The sequence below is a fragment of the Limnobacter sp. G6BE5S genome (assembly GCF_058448965.1).
In genome coordinates, this window is the sequence record NZ_JBZFLM010000004.1 from 273,866 (window position 1) to 292,206 (window position 18,341).

19 protein-coding genes are annotated in these 18,341 nt (G+C 52.9%); 11 read left to right on the forward strand and 8 right to left on the reverse strand.

What is annotated here, in order from left to right; genetic code table 11:
• Positions 1-51 precede the first annotated feature (51 nt).
• Both ACVL1J_RS09265 and ACVL1J_RS09270 read left to right on the forward strand, forming a co-directional pair.
• Positions 52-2,175 (forward strand): cyanophycin metabolism-associated ABC transporter, encoded by a 2,124-nt coding sequence (locus ACVL1J_RS09265; protein WP_341236644.1) that lies wholly within the window; start codon positions 52-54, stop codon positions 2,173-2,175.
• Positions 2,168-2,635: a cyanophycin metabolism-associated DUF1854 family protein gene (locus ACVL1J_RS09270; protein WP_341236611.1), complete on the forward strand. Its 468-nt coding sequence runs from the start codon at positions 2,168-2,170 to the stop codon at positions 2,633-2,635. Before ACVL1J_RS09265 ends, ACVL1J_RS09270 begins: the two co-directional genes overlap by 8 nt.
• A 25-nt stretch (positions 2,636-2,660) precedes the next feature.
• On the opposite strand, the gene flhC is transcribed toward ACVL1J_RS09270, so the two are convergent.
• Together flhC and flhD are read right to left on the reverse strand one after the other, a co-directional pair.
• A complete protein-coding gene (gene flhC, locus ACVL1J_RS09275; protein WP_341236612.1) occupies positions 2,661-3,227 on the reverse strand; it encodes a flagellar transcriptional regulator FlhC in 567 nt (188 codons plus the stop codon).
• 54 nt (positions 3,228-3,281) lie between these two features.
• Positions 3,282-3,599, reverse strand: a complete 318-nt coding sequence (gene flhD, locus ACVL1J_RS09280) for a flagellar transcriptional regulator FlhD (protein WP_201301475.1) — start codon at positions 3,597-3,599, stop codon at positions 3,282-3,284.
• 194 nt (positions 3,600-3,793) lie between these two features.
• Between flhD and ACVL1J_RS09285 the strand changes: the two genes are divergently transcribed.
• On the forward strand, positions 3,794-4,672 hold the full coding sequence (locus tag ACVL1J_RS09285) for an alpha/beta fold hydrolase (RefSeq protein WP_341236613.1): 879 nt from the start codon (positions 3,794-3,796) through the stop codon (positions 4,670-4,672).
• Here ACVL1J_RS09285 and ACVL1J_RS09290 read toward each other — a convergent pair.
• Positions 4,656-6,083, reverse strand: a complete 1,428-nt coding sequence (locus ACVL1J_RS09290; protein WP_341236614.1) for an amidase — start codon at positions 6,081-6,083, stop codon at positions 4,656-4,658. The genes ACVL1J_RS09285 and ACVL1J_RS09290 overlap by 17 nt on opposite strands.
• Positions 6,084-6,138: 55 nt before the next feature.
• Here ACVL1J_RS09290 and ACVL1J_RS09295 point away from each other — a divergent pair, with 55 nt between their 5' ends.
• From ACVL1J_RS09295 to ACVL1J_RS09315, 5 genes are all read left to right on the forward strand, one after another.
• Positions 6,139-6,576, forward strand: a complete 438-nt coding sequence (locus ACVL1J_RS09295; protein ID WP_341236615.1) for a YchJ family protein — start codon at positions 6,139-6,141, stop codon at positions 6,574-6,576.
• Positions 6,577-6,702: 126 nt separating this feature from the next.
• Entirely contained in the window at positions 6,703-7,167 is a 465-nt protein-coding gene (locus tag ACVL1J_RS09300; RefSeq protein ID WP_341236616.1) for an Hsp20 family protein, read from the forward strand.
• A gap of 88 nt (positions 7,168-7,255) precedes the next feature.
• Positions 7,256-7,957: a 5-oxoprolinase subunit B family protein gene (locus ACVL1J_RS09305; protein WP_341236617.1), complete on the forward strand. Its 702-nt coding sequence runs from the start codon at positions 7,256-7,258 to the stop codon at positions 7,955-7,957.
• Entirely contained in the window at positions 7,950-8,924 is a 975-nt protein-coding gene (locus ACVL1J_RS09310; RefSeq protein WP_341236618.1) for a 5-oxoprolinase subunit C family protein, read from the forward strand. Before ACVL1J_RS09305 ends, ACVL1J_RS09310 begins: the two co-directional genes overlap by 8 nt.
• The gene (locus ACVL1J_RS09315) at positions 8,914-9,648 is read left to right on the forward strand and encodes a LamB/YcsF family protein (RefSeq protein ID WP_491665311.1); all 735 of its coding nucleotides are present in this window, start codon (positions 8,914-8,916) and stop codon (positions 9,646-9,648) included. The genes ACVL1J_RS09310 and ACVL1J_RS09315 overlap by 11 nt, the downstream gene beginning before the upstream one ends.
• Here ACVL1J_RS09315 and ACVL1J_RS09320 read toward each other — a convergent pair whose 3' ends face one another.
• Positions 9,649-10,236 carry a YkgJ family cysteine cluster protein gene (locus ACVL1J_RS09320; protein ID WP_341236620.1) on the reverse strand — a complete coding sequence of 196 codons (588 nt, stop codon included), beginning with the start codon at positions 10,234-10,236 and terminating at the stop codon, positions 9,649-9,651.
• A gap of 35 nt (positions 10,237-10,271) precedes the next feature.
• Here ACVL1J_RS09320 and ACVL1J_RS09325 point away from each other — a divergent pair, with 35 nt between their 5' ends.
• From ACVL1J_RS09325 to mnmH, 3 genes are all read left to right on the forward strand, one after another.
• Positions 10,272-12,233, forward strand: coding sequence for a DUF294 nucleotidyltransferase-like domain-containing protein (locus ACVL1J_RS09325; RefSeq protein ID WP_341236621.1), 1,962 nt, complete (start codon positions 10,272-10,274; stop codon positions 12,231-12,233).
• Positions 12,230-12,964 carry a 3'-5' exonuclease gene (locus ACVL1J_RS09330; RefSeq protein WP_341236622.1) on the forward strand — a complete coding sequence of 245 codons (735 nt, stop codon included), beginning with the start codon at positions 12,230-12,232 and terminating at the stop codon, positions 12,962-12,964. The genes ACVL1J_RS09325 and ACVL1J_RS09330 overlap by 4 nt, the downstream gene beginning before the upstream one ends.
• 88 nt (positions 12,965-13,052) lie before the next feature.
• Positions 13,053-14,081, forward strand: a complete 1,029-nt coding sequence (gene mnmH, locus ACVL1J_RS09335; protein ID WP_341236623.1) for a tRNA 2-selenouridine(34) synthase MnmH — start codon at positions 13,053-13,055, stop codon at positions 14,079-14,081.
• 26 nt (positions 14,082-14,107) lie between these two features.
• Here mnmH and ACVL1J_RS09340 read toward each other — a convergent pair whose 3' ends face one another.
• Genes ACVL1J_RS09340 through ACVL1J_RS09355 form a run of 4 tightly spaced genes read right to left on the reverse strand, consistent with a single transcriptional unit; the run spans position 14,108 to position 18,292 of the window.
• Complete coding sequence (locus ACVL1J_RS09340) at positions 14,108-14,524, reverse strand: acyl-CoA thioesterase (protein ID WP_159570530.1); 417 nt, start codon at positions 14,522-14,524, stop codon at positions 14,108-14,110.
• An 18-nt stretch (positions 14,525-14,542) separates the two neighbouring features.
• Positions 14,543-15,715: an iron-containing alcohol dehydrogenase gene (locus ACVL1J_RS09345; protein ID WP_341236624.1), complete on the reverse strand. Its 1,173-nt coding sequence runs from the start codon at positions 15,713-15,715 to the stop codon at positions 14,543-14,545.
• 30 nt (positions 15,716-15,745) lie between these two features.
• The gene (locus ACVL1J_RS09350) at positions 15,746-16,240 is read right to left on the reverse strand and encodes a DUF4442 domain-containing protein (protein ID WP_159570524.1); all 495 of its coding nucleotides are present in this window, start codon (positions 16,238-16,240) and stop codon (positions 15,746-15,748) included.
• A gap of 15 nt (positions 16,241-16,255) precedes the next feature.
• The gene (locus tag ACVL1J_RS09355; protein ID WP_159570521.1) at positions 16,256-18,292 is read right to left on the reverse strand and encodes an NADPH-dependent 2,4-dienoyl-CoA reductase; all 2,037 of its coding nucleotides are present in this window, start codon (positions 18,290-18,292) and stop codon (positions 16,256-16,258) included.
• Positions 18,293-18,341 lie beyond the last annotated feature (49 nt).

The following is an 18,341-nucleotide window of genomic DNA, read 5'->3' on the forward strand; positions in this document are numbered from 1 at the left end:
TCAGAGGTATGGACCGCAAACACGCCAACCCAAGCAGTGTTTGTCGCTGACATGAATACTCGGCGTGAGTTTTCTCGCAGCCTAGTAGCCTTTAACGCCCATGAATTAATTGTGGTAGACAGAGACTTGCAGGCGCCTGTTTTCAAAGCACCTTTCGCGAGCATTGAAAAAATTTCCATGTCTGATCATTCCGGTCTTTCAACGGTCTTGATTCAGGTTGACTCCGGGCAGGTATTTTATTTCTACGCAAGCTTCAGTTTGCATCGCGCACTTGAAGAATTCGTTGAGCTGCTTGAAACCGCTGTGCGCGAATTTGAGCAGGGCATGGCGCACACTGCCCAAATTCAGCATCCAGTGCCACGTTTGCTCGCCGAAGATGAGTTGGACGAGGCCGGTTTTGACGAGCCAGTGTCCTCTCGTGCCTTGTTGCGTTTGTGGCAGTTTGCGCACCCCTATCGCTGGCGTCTGTTTGCCGGGCTGGTTTTGACTTTGCTTTCCACTGCGGCAACACTTGTGGCGCCCTATCTTTCCATGCCGCTCATGGACGAGGTGCTGATTCCATTCCAGAACGGCCAACCCATGAATACCGAGTTGGCCACATTTTATCTGAGCGCTTTGTTAATTTCCTCCGTGGTGGCTGCGGTGCTGAGCTGGGCCAGAACCTATTTGTTGGCTTTGGTGTCTGAGCGAATCGGTTCCGATTTAAGAACCACCACATTCAACCACTTGATGAGTTTGTCGCTTGATTATTTCAGCGCAAAACGCACCGGCGATTTAATTGCGCGTGTCAGTGCGGAAACCGATCGAATCAATTTGTTCCTTTCGCTGCATGCCCTCGATTTCATCACCGATGTCATCATGATTGTGATGACCGCCGTCATCTTGATGAACATTGATTTTGAGCTGGCTTTGCTGACTTTGCTGCCTTTGCCGGTGATTGCCTGGATGATCCACCTGGTGCGTGAAAAATTGCGCACTGGGTTTGAGAAAGTGGATCGAGTGTGGGGAGAAGTCACCAACATTCTTACCGATACCATTCCCGGTATTCGCGTTGTGAAGGCTTTCGCTCAGGAACGCAGGGAGTCGGATCGCTTCCTGAAAGCCAATACCCGTAACCTGGAGGTGAACGACCGAATCAACAAAACCTGGTCACTGTTTGCACCCACGGTTAGCTTGTTGACCGAGTTGGGTATTTTGGTGATTTGGGCCTCGGGCATTTGGATGATCATGAACAACGACATCACCGTGGGTGTGCTCACGGCGTTTCTGGCTTACATAGGTCGTTTTTATACGCGGCTCGATTCCATGAGCCGAATTGTGTCAGTGACCCAAAAAGCGGCAGCTGGCTCCAAGCGAATTTTTGACATTCTCGATTACAAGTCCTCTGTGCCGGAAGCTGAAAACCCGGTGAAAATCGATCAGCTCAAAGGTGAGCTGGAATTGCGCAATGTGTCCTTCCGCTATGGCAGCAGGCAAGTGCTCGACGGTGTCAGCCTGAAGGTCAAGCAGGGTGAGATGGTTGGCTTGGTGGGTCACAGTGGTTCGGGTAAATCCACTTTGGTGAATTTGCTGTGTCGTTTTTACGATGTAAGCGATGGCGCTGTATTGGCCGACGGTATTGATATTCGCCAGATCGAGATGGGAAGTTATCGCCGCAACATTGGTTTGGTATTGCAAGAGCCGTATTTGTTTTTCGGCACCATTGCAGAAAACATTGCGTATGGACGCCCCGATGCCACCCGTGAAGAAATTATCGCAGCGGCTCGATTGGCACACGCGCACGAATTTATTTTGCGACTGCAGCATGGGTACGATTCTTTGGTCGGTGAGCGTGGTCAAAGTTTGTCGGGCGGTGAGCGCCAGCGTATTTCGATTGCACGCGCACTGTTGATTGATCCGAAAATCCTCATTCTCGACGAAGCCACCAGCTCGGTTGATTCTCAAACAGAAAAGGAGATCCAGAAAGCCTTGGACAATCTGGTGCAGGGCAGGACAACCATTGCGATTGCACACAGACTTTCAACGTTGCGCAAAGCTGACCGCATTGTGGTAATGGACCGTGGCAAGGTGGTAGAAGAGGGGCCGCACGATGAACTGCTGGCAGCGAAGTCGCATTTTTGGCATTTGCACCAGGCCCAGGAAAAACTGAAGCAGGAGCAAGCCCAATATGAATGAATGGCGATTGCGTGAATCAACTCAAGGCAAGTTGGCCTTGTACAAAGGCAATGCACTGGTGGCAGACCAAGTCATGCCGGTGTTGGCATTTCCTTTTTCCGCGCCTGACGAAAGTATTTCAATTGTGGATGAGTACAGCAAGGAACTGGCCTGGCTGGACCGGCTTGATCAACTGGACGCCGACTCACAAGCAGTGGCGAAAGAGTACCTTGCTGTGCGAGAGTTCAGGCCCTCGGTGCTGCGAATTACTTCGGTGTCCACGTACTCCACGCCAAGCATCTGGACCTTGGAAACCGACAAAGGGCCCTGCAAGTTTGAGTTGCCCACGGATGAAAGCATTCGACGACTGGGTGGTAGTCGCCTGGTGCTGACCCATGCAAACGGCATGCAGTTCATTGTCGAAGACTTGTTTGCGCTGGACGCCAGAAGCCGGCAAATCCTTGCCCGGTTTATGGCTTGATACAACGGCACAGCCATCCAATTGCTTAAGCGGTTTCCAGCATGCTTTCTTCATTGAAGAAGCGGGTGGCTGCGTCTTGCTTGGTTTTCCCGGCACGGGAAGGCATGTTGCACAAACCGCACTCGTAGTTGTTCACCAGGTCATAGGTGTGCACCACAAAATGACCCTGACAGGTTTTGCAGGCCGTGGTGGTCAACATGCCTGCATCAAAAAACTTCACCAGGCGCCATGCACGGGTCAGCGACAACACTTCCGGTAGGCCCAAGGCGTTGATTTGCTCGCGATAAAGCTTGTAGGCCTTTACCAGGCATTCCCCGTCTTCAAGGTCGGTGTGTTTGATGCATGTCGAGTAAAAATTCATGAACAGCGAGCAGTGAATATTCGGCTGCCAAGTCATGAACCAGTCGGTTGAAAAGGGCAGCATGCCCTTGGGTGGCGACTTCTGCTTGATTTCCTTGTACAGGCGAATCAGGCGTTCACGCGACAATTGGGTTTCGCTTTCCAGAACTTGCAAGCGGGCATCCAGTTTGATCAGATCAGATGCAAGTTTGATTTGGACAGCCTCAGCCATCAAGGACTTAATCTTTGACATGTCTGTTCTCCAAAGCACCCTTGGGTGCATGAACCACGGTTTTTTTAAGTGCGCTTAAGCTGCAATTTGGGCGCTGCGGCCAGCCATCAGGATGGCGGCGTGCATGCCCGAAATGGCGCGTTCTTTTCCGTGGTCGGAGAGGAGTTTCCACACGGCAGGGTCTTCGAACCGAATGCTGCACATGGGCACATTGTTTGCTGCAATGCGCAAGACTTGTGCGGTGGTCAGTTGGTCCAGCAAGTCTGCTGTGTTTTCATCGATACCCAGGCGAATGATGGCCTCGGCTTTGTCTTCGTTGATGAGTTGTTTGGCCAGAAGCAGGTAAGATAAATTGGCTTCGCGAATTTGTTCCAGTAGTTCATTTGCTTTCATTTTGAACATCCTCCTATTCAAATCGAGCAATCTTTTTCAGAAGGTTTCGACGCTTCCCACAGACATCGATCCCAGTGAATGTATTGTTGAACAATCACGAAAAAAACTAAGCCATCCATTTGCTGTAAGCGAGATCAGTAAGCGGCTTTGGATGCTGTAAGAAAAAACCAGACAACACGACAGGTGAGACAACAATGAGTAATGCGTTTATGAACTGGCTTTGCCGCCGATTGATCGACTCCAAATGCAAGCAAATGGGCTTGATCAAGAGCAGCATCAACACCGTAGACGGGCGCACCGTATTCTTCAAGGGCGGGCAAGGGCCCGACATGGTGCTGGTACACGGCTTTGGCGCCAACAAGGAAAACTGGCTGGCACTTGCCCCGCGATTGATGCGCCATTACACCGTATGGATTCCCGACCTGATTGGTTTTGGTGAATCAGACCGGCCCAGCAATGCACGGTTCAATATTGCAGAGCAGGCTGACCGGGTTGTGCGTTGGCTTGATGCCGTGGGGGTCAAGAATTTCCATGTGATTGGCAATTCCATGGGCGGCTATTTGGCGGGCACCCTGGCTGCCAACTTTGAAAACAGGGTGCTGAGCGCCTGTTTGCTCAACCCGGCTGGCGTGAAGGGTGCTGAACACACTGCCATTGGGCGCGCATTCGCAGATGAGGGAAAAATCATTCTTGCTCCCAGCAATTTTGAAGAATATGAAAAGGTGGTTGGCCTTTGTTTCAATGGCAAGGCGCCACCCATGCCCGGCTTTATGCGCAAATACTTCGGGCGTATGTCGATCAAAAACAAATCGCTGCTTGACCGCGTGTTCATGGAATTTGTGAACCCCGATGCCAATGTAAGTTTGAATGAGATGGTAGAAAAAACCACCGTGCCCCTGATGGTGGTTTGGGGCGATTCGGATCAACTGGTGCACCCCGGCGGGCTGGCTGTGTTGAAACAGATCAAGCCTGAAATTGTTGATCTGTTGCTAGAAAATACGGGGCATTGCCCCATGGTAGACAGGGCCTCGCTGGTTTACAAAGCGCATCTGGAATTCATGCCAGCATCTTGAAAGGTTGGGCTTGCTCAATTTCCAGCGCAAGCTCAATTAATCGGAATTCATGACCCATGGCCGCTGCAAAATGGACTCCCACCGGAATTCCTTCAGCGGTGTGGTGCATGGGCAAACTGATGGCTGGTGCACCTGCCACGTTTTGTGCCGCTGTGAAGGAAGCAAAGTTAATCAACCTTTCCCTGGCCTCATCAAAAGGCAAGTCCAGCGCCAAATAACCCAAGGGCGGCGCAGGCTGGCCAAGTGTGGGGCTAAGTAGTACATCAAGGTCTGCAAATGCGGTGGCGTATTGCGCTTCAAATTGGTAAAGCCTGCGTAGCGCGAAAGGAAAGGTCAGTAAATTCCGGGTGAAATGCCTGGCCAGTCCGTGGGTGAGTGGTTCCAGCTTGCTGGTGTCCATGTGCCGGTCAACTGCCAGCTTGCCCAGGTGTGAAATCGATGCGGCAAGCATGCCCCAGTAAAGTAAAAAATCATCTGCAAACTGAGCATTGATCGGAATTTGAATTTCCTGCACTTCATGGCCCAGTTCTTCGCACAAGGCGGCCGCTTTGTGAACAGCTTCTACACAGGCAGTGTCGGTTTCCTTTCCTGAAATTTTCTGGGTAAACATGCCAATTTTCAGGCGTTTGCGCCCTGGGGCCGTAATGTGTCCCAACGGTGGCAGGGTGGGGTTTTTGTAGTGTTCTTCGGCCAAGGCGAAAAACGCCGCAGTGTCCCTTACGCTGCGCGACACAATCCCGTCGCTAACAATATTGATGGGCAGGTTTTTCGCCATTTCATTCATGGCAAGGCGTCCACGGCTGGGTTTCAAGCCCACGAGCCCGCAACAGGCTGCAGGAATGCGGATAGAGCCACCGCCATCGTTTGCATGCGCAATTGGAACCACACCTGCAGCCACCAAGGCGGCTGAACCACCCGATGATCCGCCTGTGCTGTGCCCGGTATTCCAGGGGTTGTGCGCGGGCTCGGCTTTGCTGTATTCGGTGGTGGCGGTCAGCCCGAATTCGGGCAACTTGGTTTTACCCAACAGCACCACACCCGTGTCGATGATTTGCTGTGCCACTGCGCTGGTGTGTTTCTTGGTAGTCGCCGGCATGGCCGCTGAACCGTGCTGGGTGGGCAAGCCTTGCAAATCCAGGTTGTCTTTCAAAAAAGCGGGTATGCCCTGAAATGCCCTGAAGTTTCCAAGCTCATCGTAATATTTTGCCTGAGCCAGCGCAGCTTCTTCCTGAAGGCACACCGTGGCGTGTAGCGCCGGGTTGACCTGCTCCAGCCGGTGGTAAGCGGCTTGCACCAGTGCAGTTGCACTGGTTTCTCCGCGTTGAAGTTGCGCGGCCAGGGCCACTGCATCGTGATGGCCCAATGCGTCGGCATGGTTAAACGCATGCACTTGTGAAGGCTTAGTTGTCATTGTTAGTGGTCATTGTTGTTGGTTTTTGGTTGGCTGTCTCTGGCTTCAGTCTAAAATGAAAAATCTGCACAGTTCACCGGCTTTGCCCTACATGGTCCAAAAAAATAAATCACTGCTGTGCCCCTGCGGCAAGGGTTCCTACGCAAGCTGCTGTGAACCTTTTCACATCAACGTGGCATTGCCCCCTACTGCAGAGGCCCTGATGCGTTCACGGTACAGCGCCTATGCCATGGGTTTAAGCGACTACGTGTTGTCGACCTGGCATGCCAGTACCCGACCAAACCAGCTTGATTTACAACAGGAGCTTGCGCAAGGCCAATGGCTGGGCCTGAATGTAAAGGGCCACTGGCCACAAGGCAAACATGCGGAAGTGGAGTTTGTTGCCCGTTACAAGCCCCACAGCGGGCCAGCCAGTCGCTTGCATGAGCGCAGCCGTTTTGTGCAGGAAAACGGGCAATGGTTTTATGTCGATGGTGATCTTTTTTCGAGCTGAAATTTTTTTAATAAAAGACCTTGAAATTGTCTGGGTGGCTCATAAATCAGTGGTGTGGGAAATGTCTCTGTGAGAGTTTCCGCACATTTTGAACAACTGATTTTTTGCTTCTCAGGAGAATGAATCATGGCAACAATCGACCTTACCCCTTTGTACCGCAGCACCATCGGTTTTGACCGCATGGCCAGTATTCTGGATGCTGCAATGCGTGCCGATACTTCAACCGGCTATCCTCCCTACAACATTGAAGCACTGGAAGAAAACCGCTATCAAATCAGCGTGGCTGTGGCTGGTTTCGAGGAAAAAGAGCTTGAATTGGAAGTGGAGCGCGGCGTGCTGACAGTGCGTGGCCGCAAAGCTGACGAAGAGGGCAAACAGTACCTGCACAAAGGCATTGCATTCCGCAGTTTCGAGCGCAAATTCAACCTGGCAGACTACGTGCAAGTGGATGGCGCAAATTTGAAAAATGGTTTGTTGGTCGTCGAGTTGCGCAAGGTGATCCCAGAACAAATGAAAGTGCGCAGAATTCCGATTGGTGACACCGACCTTCGAACCATTGATACCAGCGAAGGCAAACAGGCCGCAGCGTAAGCTGTGTAGTTCATCCCGAAAAAGCAGCCGTTGGCTGCTTTTTTTGTGTTTAAACTAAAGGCATTATGTTCAATTTTGTCGAGCACGCATGCCCAGGGTTTACCTTCTTTCCGATCGCGCAATTCAGATTGACTGGGCCACAGGGTCAACTCCTGGCGAGAATCAGGTCTCTGTTGCCCGACTCACCGCATTTCGTCAGGAATTGATTGAATCAATGCACTCTCTGGCTTGGCCCGCATTTCAATGTGTTCAGGCCGATCAATCAATCACCGTGTTGTTTACCAATTCAATTCTTTCCAATTCGCAAGGCAAATCCATACTGGAGCAACTTGATCGGCTCGTTTCTGAACTGACGAAAAGTACGAAGAACTTGGTCAAGTCGGGAAGCCAGCATCGAATTCTTGTGAACTATGGCGGTGTCGCCGGGCAAGACCTTCAATGGTTGGCCGCCAAAACAAAACTAAGTCCTGAAGCCCTTATCGAGCTGCACAGCAGCGCCACATACACTGTTCAGTTTTTGGGTTTTTTACCCGGCTTTGCTTACCTCACAGGTTTGCCCAAGCAGCTTCAGTTTGCGCGCCGGGAAACGCCGCGCCCGCGCGTGCCAGCAGGCACATTGGCAATTGGCGCACATTATTGCGCTGTGTATCCTTGGGAAAGTCCCGGTGGGTGGCATTTGTTGGGGCATGTGGAGCAGGTGCTTTTTGATCCTGAGATCACAGGGCAGGAAGGGCAGTCACTTTTCAAGGCCGGTGACACCGTGCAATTCATTCGGGCTGATCATGCTTAAAATCGTCAGGGCGCAGGGGCAGGGCATTGTCAGCGATTCGGGCCGTTGGGGCTACCAACATGAGGGTGTGCCTATTGGGGGCGTGCTCGATGGGTTTTCCTTCCGCCTGGGCAACCTTGCGCTGGGCAATCCAGACAATGCTGCTTGCCTGGAGCTGATGGGGCAATTCGATTTTGTGTGTGCCAAACCATGCCGGGTGCTGTTTGCAAACCGTGGTGCACAAGCCTGTTTAAATGGAAAGTCCTTGCTGTGCGGTCAAATGGTGGATCTGCAGGAAGGCGACTTGCTGCGAACAAGGCCGCCGCACTTGGGCTTTTGGAACCTTTTGTGCGTGCAGGGCGGCGTCGATGTGCCGGAACTCATGGGCTCTCGCAGCACCTGCCTTGCAGCAGGTTTTGGGGGCTTTCAGGGCAGGGCCTTGCAGGTTGGGGATGAACTGCATTTTGCCCGGCAGTTCGCCACCAGCATACGGCCCGGAATTCGTTTGGCCATGCCATTGGCCCGCGCTGAACATTCAACCCGATTAGTGCTTCATCTACTGCCAGGCCCGGAATTTTTTGAGCTCACTGAAAATTCTCAAGACCTGCTTGCCCACCAGTTTTTCACTCTGGGCATGCTAAGCAGTCGAATGGGGTATCGTTTGGAGGGGGCTGAATCGCCTTTGTCCCTGAAGTACGCGGTGTCCTTGCGCTCACATGCGGTTCACCCTGGTGTCGTGCAGTTGACGCCCAGCGGGCAGGCGGTGGTGCTGTTGTGCGAAGCGCAAGTCACCGGTGGTTACCCCCGCCTTGGCAGCGTGCTGTCTTGCGATCTTTGGAAATTGTCGCAACTGGGATCGGGGGAAAGCGTAAATTGGGTAGTGGTTGATGAAGAGCAAGCGTTGCGCCTGCAGTCCAGGCATGAACAGGAGTGCAGGCGTTACAGGCACGAAATTGAATGTAACGAGGCAAACACAAATGTGGATTAATGCAGATTTGGGTGAAGGTGGTGCCCACGATGAAGCCATGTTCAATGTTATTGATTGGGCCAATATTGCCTGTGGCGGCCATGCGGGTGACGAGCAAAGTATTCGCCGGGCGTGTGCCTTGGCGCTTGAGCATGATGTGGAGGTGGGCGCGCACCCCAGTTACCCGGATCGCGCAGGTTTTGGGCGCCAGAAGCCTGAAATTTCACCCGCCGTGCTACTGAACGAGTTGAAGCAACAAATGGAGTTGTTTGAAAACACTGCCGCGAAACTGGGGTGTACCCCTGCGCATTTCAAGCCTCATGGTCAGCTTTATAACGACGCCGCGGTTCAACCCGCCGAGGCAGAAATACTGATCAAGCTGGCCCATGCATTTCCGCACCTTAAAATGCTGGCCCTGGCAGAAAGCCCCCTAGTTGCTTGGGCGCGCTCTGCGGGCATTCAGGTGATCGAGGAGGCTTTTCCCGACCGGGCTTACTTGGGCAACGGTACACTGGCCCCGAGAAGTCACCCGGGTGCTTTGCTCCATGACCCGGTTCAGGTCAAGGCCCAGGCTGCCTTGATGATAAGGGGTGGTCCATTGCCATGTCTGGATGGTTCGAGCCGTGTTGTCGTGGCTCAAACTTTGTGTGTGCACGGCGACAGCCCACAGGCGGTGGAAAATGCACAGGCGGTTCGCGCTGCGTTAACAGAGCACGATCAAGACATGTTCAATGGTGCTGACTGATTAAAGACTTGAATTGATTTCAGGCGTTGGCAGGGTGATGTGATCCGGCACACCAACCACCGGCACGTAACGTACATCCAGCGGTGCAAGTCCGTGCTGGGCGCGTGCCTGGTTGCATCGGGGATTTAACTCGCCTTGTGCATTGAACACATCGTATTCCCGACAAGGGGAAGGGCGATTCTCGTAAATGGTGCAGTTGACCGACTCACCAATATTGCCCGCCAGTGCAATGCAACGTGGCTTGCTCTGTGAGCTTCCCTTCATGCAGCTGCGGTACAGGTTCATTTGCTCGGTCATTTCCACTGGCACCACACCGCCTTCGGCCGCCGTGGTCTCTCCCCAGTAAAAGCTGATTCTGAAGGTTGAGCAGCATACGCCGCAGCTTTGGCACAGGGCTTCAACGCCTGCGCCATCGACGATAATAGTGGTGGGGTTTGACTGCAATTTAACCTCGGAAAAAGACAGCCATCGGGGAGTTGCGCGAATATATTCCTGCCCCATGCGCAAAGCAAGCACTATTTTCAGGGCGCGTCGTTTGGAAGAAACAAGCTTTTTGTAAGGTGCTAAGGCTACAATAGGGAAAACCATTATAAAAACCATTTAGCCCAGCAAATGGAGAGACTGTGAATCGACCGAATGCCGCTTCTGTGGCTGATTCGGGGGTAAATGCTCCTGAATCCGCCCAATCCAGTACCAGCCCCTCTGGGCAAATGCTGGACTACATCAAGCAAAGACTCGTCAAATACGCGCCGTTTAGTGAAATTCCGCCGCGCGACCTGGACTGCCTGCTTGATGGTTGTGCTGAAACCTACTTTGCGCCCAATGAAGTAATTGTGCGGCCCGACGACGGCCCCCCCCAGTTTCTTTACTATGTTGAAAAAGGCTCAGCCGTAGGCCGAAAGGGTTTGGCCGACCTGTCCTCTACCGGGTTTCAATATGAAGCCGGGGAAATGTTTCCCGTGAACGCCTTTTTGGCCAAACGAGCTGTAACTGCCACCTACAGTGCCCGCGAAGACACCTTTTGCCTGATGTTCACTTTCGATGGTGTCCAGGCGCTGGCACGCAAAAGCCCGGTGTTTTCCGATTACCTCACCCGGCGCACCATGCAGTTTCTGGACCTTTCAAGAAAGGCAATTCAGGTCGCTTATTCTTCGCAAACGCTGGCAGAGCAAACCCTTGAGAAACCCTTAAGGGATGTGTGCCGCCATGAGCCGTTTTCATGTTCGCCCAATACCCCGCTGAAGCAGGTGCTGGAAGTGATGCATGAGCATCGAATCGGCTCCATGATCGTTGTGAGCGAGACCATGGTGGTTGAAGGCATTTTGACCCGGCAAGACGTGCTCTCGCGTGTCGCCATGGCGCAAAAACCGCTTAACTCGCAAATTTCCGAGGTCATGAATACGCCTGTGCACACCTTGGATGAGAGCAATTCTGCGCAAGACGCCGCCTTGTTAATGTCCAGATTCGGCATACGCCATGTGCCAGTAACCCGCAATGGCAAATTAAGTGGAATTGTGTCTGAGCGCGATATTTTTGCCATGCAGCGCTTGTCGCTGAAGCAAATCAGCAGCAACATTCGATCGGCCCAAGACGCTGAAATGCTGCGCACCTGCGCCAACGACATACGCAGTTTTGCCAAAAACCTGCTGGGCCAGGGCATTGCGGCGAAACAGCTGACCGAATTGATCAGCCACCTGAACGATGTGCTCACCGAGCGCATTCTTGAAGTGGTGGGTAACCGCATGGGCATTGATGCCAACAGCTACTGTTGGCTCAGTTTCGGCTCTGAAGGCCGTTCGGAACAAACCATTGCCACAGACCAGGACAACGGCTTGTTGTTCGTCAGCGATCAGCCCGAAGTGGACAGGCCACGCTGGCTGGCTTTTGGCAAAGAAGTAAACCAAACACTTGACCAGTGCGGTTACCCATTGTGCAAGGGCAACATCATGGCCAGCAACCCTGATTGCTGCATGACAGCGGGTGAGTGGTTAAACAAATTTGCACGATGGATCGACGTGGCTACCCCCGAGAACCTGCTGCGCGTGAACATCTTTTTTGATCTTCGTGCTTTGGCGGGTAACAAAGAGTTGGCAAAGCCGTTGCGGGATTACATCGTGACCCGCGCCAAGGAGTCCACCATATTCTTGCGGCTACTGGCTGAAAACATCATGCGTTTTCGCCCGCCATTGAATTGGCACGGCAGTATTGACACAACCGAGATTGAAGACATTCGAACACTGGACTTGAAAAAACAAGGCACAGCGGTGTTTGTAGATGCTGCACGCTTCTTCTCGCTGGTGTTTGGTATTGATGAAGTCAATACGCGCCGCAGGTTTGAGGCAGTGGCCAAGCGTTTAAGTGTGGAAGAACAACGCCGGGACGCCTGGGTTAGTGCCTTTGAGTTTTTGCAAATGATGCGCCTTCGCATACAACTTGATGAAGGCGTGGCCGTTCCCAATTTGCCGGATCAACCCAACGTGGTGAACTACGATGTGCTGGATAACATTGACCGCCGCATACTGAAAGAGTGTTTCCGGGTGGGGCGCCGTTTGCAGCAGCGAATTGAAATGGAGCACATGCGTTGAGCACCACATTGCAGGGCCAATTGTTGCCCGCTCAAGGCTGGGCCAGCTACATAAAAACCCGCCTGGTTCAAACGCTGGATTTCTCCAGCCCTAACCCCGATCGATGGGTGGTGGTTGACGTAGAGTCATCGGGTTTGAACCCGAAAAAAGATCGTTTGATCTCAATTGCAGCCACAGCGATTGCTTTTGACTCGCAACGCCGCCCAAGAATTTCCTTGACCGATACTTTTGAGGTGGTGATAAAACAGCCCCCTGAAATTGTCGACATGATTGAATTTGAGGCCATCGACAAAAACAATATTTTGATTCACGGCATTGGCATTGGTGCGCAGCAAAGCGGTGTGAAGGCCGAGGTGGCTTTGTCTGAATTTCTTTGCTATGTCGGCAACTCGCCGATCATTGCATTTCATAGCTGGTTTGATGAAATCCTGATCAACAAAGCCATGCGCAAAGTGCTGGGCCGGGCAACCCACCGGCACTGGCTTGATCTTGAACATTTGGCCGCGGTGCTGCACAAGGAAAACCATCAACTACCGCTGGATGTCTGGATGCAGCGTTATGGCATTGAATGCGAACAACGCCACCAAGCCGCAGCCGATGTGTTGGCCACTGCGCAACTGCTCATGAAGTTGTGGCCCATGTTACAAAAACGAAAGGCCACTGACTGGAAAGAACTGAAAACCATTGTTGGTGGCCTGAAGACCCTGCCAGGCCGCAATCTACCCACATAATTGCCGGGCAGGGCTTGTCCGGTTTGGTCAATCCCTTGTTTTACGCTATTCTGCCGGGCTGAACATTTTGATTTGAAGTTGTCTGGCCATGCATGATTTTTCCAGTTACACGCTGATTATTGATGCCCGCTCGCCGCGCGAGTACGAGGAAGATCACATTCCTGGTGCAGTCAACATGCCCGTGGTGAACAACGACGAGTATGCAGAGGTCGGCACCCTTCACCGCAGCGACAAAATGGGCGCATACAGCATTGGCGTGCGTTATTCCTTGGCCAATATTGCACGGCACTTGACCGAAGACCTGCCCAAATACCCCAAAGACGGTAAGGTGCTGGTGTACTGCTTCCGTGGAGGCAAGCGGAGCAAACTGTGGATTGATGCGCTTGAAACCATTGGTTACGACGTACAAAAGCTCACTGGCGGCTGGAAAGCCTATCGACGCTGGGTGAATGAGCAGCTTGAAACAGCGCCCACGAAGTTTGACTACCACGTACTGAGTGGGCCAACCGGTTGTGGAAAAACCCGCCTGTTGTACGCCTTGCACGAAGCGGGTTGCCAAGTGGTGGATCTGGAAGCGATTGCCAGGCACCGTGGTTCGATTATTGGTGCCATTCCCGATACGCCGCAGCCCTCGCAAAAGTATTTTGATACCTTGCTGCTTGAGGAACTTGCCAAGCTGGATCCTTCCAAACCTGTGTGGGTAGAAGCTGAAAGCAAAAAGATCGGCAACGTTCAAATTCCTGCTTCCATGCTCGATTCCATGCGCAAGGGTAAAACCGTTCGTGTGCATGCGGACATGCAGCAGCGGGTTGAACTGTGGCGCCAGGATTACAAACACTTTGAAGAAGACCCGGAAGGCATGCTGGAACGCCTGCGTTTTATCCGTAGCCTGGTGGGTGGAAAAGAATTCGAAGAGTGGGGAAAACTGGCGGCTGACCGACAAATGCCGGAGCTGTTTGAGCGTTTGATGCGCAACCATTACGACCCGGCATACCGCCGCTCAATATTGCGCGAATATCCCAATATTGATGAGTCACCCCTGATTGACTTGAGCGACTTGTCGCCAGCCGGTTTGCTGCAAGTTGCGAAAAACATTCGAGCGCAATACGAGCATTGACTGAGCAATGCTCGAACACTGATTTTTTAGATCACCAGCAATGCCATTTTGCGACGTATGCCTTCCGGAATCGGCGTGGGTGTATTGTTGGCTTTGTTCACAAACACATGAATGAAGTAGCCCTGGGCGCACAATTCACCTTCGGCATTGAAAAGCCCCAATTCATAACGCACTGAACTGTTGCCCAACTTGCCCACACGCAGGCCTGCCATAACGGGTTCAGGGTAGGCCAGTGGCTTTAGGTATTTGCACTGGCTTTCCACCACAAAACCCACCACTTCGCCGTTGTGAATGTCCAGGCCACCTTCTTCAATCAGGTAGCGGTTCACCACGCTGTCAAAGTAGCTGTAATACACCACGTTGTTCACATGGCCGTAAATGTCGTTGTCGTGCCAACGGGTTTGAACCAGTTGCTGTAAGGGGTATTGAGCCAGTGTGGTCATGGTCGTTGTTGGTATTGTTTAGTAGGCTGCCTGGTATATGGCCAAGGCCTGGGCCTCGTTCACATCGCGTGGGTTGTTACTCAGCAAGCGGGTTTGCAGCATGGCGGCGCTGGCCATCACCGGCAAATCTTTTTCGGCAATGCCCACTTCGCGCAAGCCAACCGGCAAACCAGTGGAGGGCGACAGGGTTGCCGTGTAGTCAATGAAGGCCTGCGCCAGTTGTGCCTGGTTGTCACCATGGTGTCCCAGCTTCAACACCTGCGCCAATTCAGCATATTGCTGCTCGGCTGCGGGCAAGTTAAAGCGCAACACATGGGGCAACACCAGTGAATTGCTCAAGCCATGCGGCACATGAAATATGCCGCCCACTGGATAAGCCAAGGCATGCACTGCGCCCACGGGGGCGTTTGCAAAAGCCTGGCCCGCCATGCAAGAACCCAGCATCATCGCCTGGCGCGCCTCGCGGTTACTGGGGTCTTTGCACACGGTGTGAAGGTTCGCAGCCAGCAGGCGCAGCGCCTCACAGGCCAGAAAGTCCGCATAGGGATTTTTCAGACGTTTGCTGGTGTAGGCCTCAATGGCATGCACCATGGCGTCAATCCCGGTGGCTGCGGTGACATGTTGTGGCAGGCTAAGTGTCCAGTCCGCATCCAGAATGGCCAGGTCGCCGTACAGCACAGGCGAAACTACGCCCATTTTTGTATCCACACCCGTGGTTACAATTGAAATTGGAGTCACTTCACTGCCAGTTCCTGCCGTGGTGGGCACCAGCACCAGTGGCAACCGGTCGCTGTGTACATTACCCACGCCGTACATGGTGGTCAGTTCTTGCTTGCCGCGCGCCAACACAGCGATCAGCTTGGCCACATCCAGCGTAGAGCCACCACCAATGGCAACTACCACATCTGCATTGAAATCTTTTGCCAGTTGGGTCACACGGTGTACCAAGGCCTCGGGCGGGTCGGGTTCCACATCGTTGCAACTGTGCACGGCGTGGCCTGCTGACGCCAAATTGTCGCAAATGGTTTTGAACGCAGCAGTACCGGAAATAAAAGGATCCACCAGCATGAAGACCCGTGCGGTTTTTAGTCCGTGCTGCGTCAACAATGGGGCCAGCATGTCTGCCATTCGTACAGAGCTGCCCGATTCGCACACAATACGGTTGACGGTTCTAAATTCAAATGGGGCCATGCCGGTGTCTCCTCGCTGTTTTTTTGTATTTTAGCCTTTGCGCTTGGGGGTCCAGGCCCAAATGGCGCGAACAAAGATCGGTTCTTTGCTTTCGCCATCGGTAATGGTGACCGCCACATCCACTTCACCGCGTTCCTCGGTTTGCATCATGGTGATTTGTTCCTGCGTCAGCATGGCTTCGGCGCGCATATCGCCCGCTGCCCGTTTGCGGTAATCCACCTCCATGCGCTTGATCACGGGTATGGCATTGGCAGGTACGTTCAAGCCGACCAAAGCACCTGTGGCTGATTCAGCAATCATGATCATGGCCACAGCATGCACCGTACCAATGTGGTTTTGTACATAGGGGCGGTTTTTAATCACCACAATCGAATGGTTGGGCTCAATCCACTCAAACTTCAAACCACTGGTTTTGAAGTACTTCACGGCGCGCCCAAACAGCAGGGTAAATGCGCGGGTTTTTAAAGGTGTGGGCAGTTTGTCCACTTGCGCATACACTTTTTGCAGCATCGATTTTTCAGTCATTTTTTTGTTCTGCCTTTACAGGGTTACAGCCAGGCGAGTGGCTTGGTTAATTGCTCGTTTGGCGTCCAGTTCGGCAGCCACTGATGAACCGCCCACCAAATGCACGGGCACGCCCAAGGCCTCGATCGGTTCTACCAGTTCACGCAAGGGGTCCTGGCCAGCACACACAATAATGTTGTCCACTTCCAGAATTTGGGGGCCATGCGCACCCATCACATGCAAACCACGGTCGTCAATTTTCAGGTACTCAACACCCTGCATAAAGTGAACGCGGCGGCTTTTCAAGCTGGCCTTGTGCACCCAGCCCGATGTTTTGCCAAGGCGTTTGCCCAAGGGTTCGTCCTTGCGCTGACATAGCCACACCTCACGTGCAGGCTTGGGTGGTTCTGGCTGCACGCCATCAATACCACCTGCGTTCTTGGGGTCAAAGGTAATGCCCCATTCTTTTTTCCAGCTTTCCAGGTCCAGTGTGGGGGAAGGGTGGGCAAAGTCGTGCGTCAGGTATTCCGACACATCAAACCCAATGCCACCAGCTCCAATCACCGCCACTTTCTGGCCCACTTCTTTTTTGTGGAGCAGCACGTCGATGTAGCTCATCACCTTGGGGTGATCAATGCCTTCAATACCGGGCGTGCGGGGTTTAATACCAGTGGCCAGAATGACTTCTTCAAACTGTTCTTTTGAAATCAGCGCGGCGTCTACCCGCGTGTTCAAGCGAACGTCCACGTTCTTCAGTTCCAGTTGACGCTTGAAATAGCTGATGGTCTCAAAAAACTCTTCTTTGCCCGGAATTTGTTTGGCCATGTTGAACTGGCCACCAATTTCACTCGCTTTGTCGAACAGGCTGACGTGGTGTCCACGACGGGCCAGTTCAGTGGCCGCTGCCAGTCCTGCCGGGCCTGCACCCACCACGGCAATTTTCTTTTTGCGCTCGATCGGTTTGTCCACAATTTCAAGTTCATGGCAGGCGCGCGGGTTCACCAAACAAGAGGCACGCTTCAGGCTGAAGGTGTGGTCAAGGCAAGCCTGGTTACAGGCAATGCAGATATTGATTTCGTCGGCGCGGCCTTCTTTGGCCTTGATCGCAAAATCGGGGTCAGCCAACAGGGGGCGAGCCATCGACACCATGTCGCATGCGCCGTCGGCCAACAGTTGCTCCGCCACGTCCGGTTTGTTGATGCGGTTGGACGCAATCACGGGAATACGCAATTCCTTCCTCAGGCGCGCAGTCAGTTCAGCAAACGCCGCACGGGGTACAGACGTAACAATGGTGGGTACACGGGCCTCATGCCAGCCAATTCCGGTGTTCAGCAAGTTGGCTCCAGCGTCTTGCACAGCCTTGGCGATGTAACTGACGTCTTCCCAGGTGTTGCCACCTTCGACCAGGTCAAGCAGGGAATGGCGATAAATAATGATGAATTTCTCGCCCACGGTTTCGCGAATGCGGCGAACAATTTCAACCGACAAACGCGCACGGTTTTCAACTGAACCGCCCCAGCGGTCGGTTCGGTGGTTGGTTCGCTTGCAAATAAACTGGTTCAGAAAATAGCCCTCAGAACCCATCACTTCCACACCGTCGTAACCGGCTTCCTGTGCAATTTTTGCCGAACGTGCAAATGCCGCAATGGTTCGGCGAATGCCGAAGTCGCCAATTTCGCGGGGTTTGAACGGGTTAATTGATGACTTCACATTCGAAGCCGAGACGCTGAGCGGGTGATAGGCATAACGACCGGCGTGCAATAGTTGCATCACGATTTTGCCGTCGTGCTTGTGCACGGCTTCGGTCACTTTCTTGTGGTGTTTGATGGCACCGCTGCTGCTCAATTTTGAGGCAAAAGGATACAGCCAACCTTCCAGATTCGGAGAAAACCCGCCGGTCACGATCAAGGCAGTGCCGCCTTTGGCGCGCGCTTCAAAGTAGGCAGCAAATTTGTCGAATTCCTTGTATTTGTCTTCAAGGCCGGTGTGCATCGAACCCATCATGATGCGGTTACGCAATGTGGTAAAGCCAAGGTCGAGCGGAGAATTCAAATGGGGGAATGCGTCAGACACGTTACCGTCTCCTTAAAAATCGGTAGTTTTTTGTAATGTATTTACTTAT

What these genes read in the sequence shown, in the direction of transcription:
- ACVL1J_RS09265 (WP_341236644.1), top strand. Translation starts at nt 52, where the DNA reads ATGAATACTCGGCGTGAGTTTTCTCGCAGCCTAGTAGCCTTTAACGCC.
- ACVL1J_RS09270 (WP_341236611.1), top strand. Translation starts at nt 2,168, where the DNA reads ATGAATGAATGGCGATTGCGTGAATCAACTCAAGGCAAGTTGGCCTTG.
- flhC (WP_341236612.1), bottom strand. Translation starts at nt 3,227, where the DNA reads ATGTCAAAGATTAAGTCCTTGATGGCTGAGGCTGTCCAAATCAAACTT.
- flhD (WP_201301475.1), bottom strand. Translation starts at nt 3,599, where the DNA reads ATGAAAGCAAATGAACTACTGGAACAAATTCGCGAAGCCAATTTATCT.
- ACVL1J_RS09285 (WP_341236613.1), top strand. Translation starts at nt 3,794, where the DNA reads ATGAGTAATGCGTTTATGAACTGGCTTTGCCGCCGATTGATCGACTCC.
- ACVL1J_RS09290 (WP_341236614.1), bottom strand. Translation starts at nt 6,083, where the DNA reads ATGACAACTAAGCCTTCACAAGTGCATGCGTTTAACCATGCCGACGCA.
- ACVL1J_RS09295 (WP_341236615.1), top strand. Translation starts at nt 6,139, where the DNA reads ATGAAAAATCTGCACAGTTCACCGGCTTTGCCCTACATGGTCCAAAAA.
- ACVL1J_RS09300 (WP_341236616.1), top strand. Translation starts at nt 6,703, where the DNA reads ATGGCAACAATCGACCTTACCCCTTTGTACCGCAGCACCATCGGTTTT.
- ACVL1J_RS09305 (WP_341236617.1), top strand. Translation starts at nt 7,256, where the DNA reads ATGCCCAGGGTTTACCTTCTTTCCGATCGCGCAATTCAGATTGACTGG.
- ACVL1J_RS09310 (WP_341236618.1), top strand. Translation starts at nt 7,950, where the DNA reads ATGCTTAAAATCGTCAGGGCGCAGGGGCAGGGCATTGTCAGCGATTCG.
- ACVL1J_RS09315 (WP_491665311.1), top strand. Translation starts at nt 8,914, where the DNA reads ATGTGGATTAATGCAGATTTGGGTGAAGGTGGTGCCCACGATGAAGCC.
- ACVL1J_RS09320 (WP_341236620.1), bottom strand. Translation starts at nt 10,236, where the DNA reads ATGGTTTTCCCTATTGTAGCCTTAGCACCTTACAAAAAGCTTGTTTCT.
- mnmH (WP_341236623.1), top strand. Translation starts at nt 13,053, where the DNA reads ATGCATGATTTTTCCAGTTACACGCTGATTATTGATGCCCGCTCGCCG.
- ACVL1J_RS09340 (WP_159570530.1), bottom strand. Translation starts at nt 14,524, where the DNA reads ATGACCACACTGGCTCAATACCCCTTACAGCAACTGGTTCAAACCCGT.
- ACVL1J_RS09345 (WP_341236624.1), bottom strand. Translation starts at nt 15,715, where the DNA reads ATGGCCCCATTTGAATTTAGAACCGTCAACCGTATTGTGTGCGAATCG.
- ACVL1J_RS09350 (WP_159570524.1), bottom strand. Translation starts at nt 16,240, where the DNA reads ATGACTGAAAAATCGATGCTGCAAAAAGTGTATGCGCAAGTGGACAAA.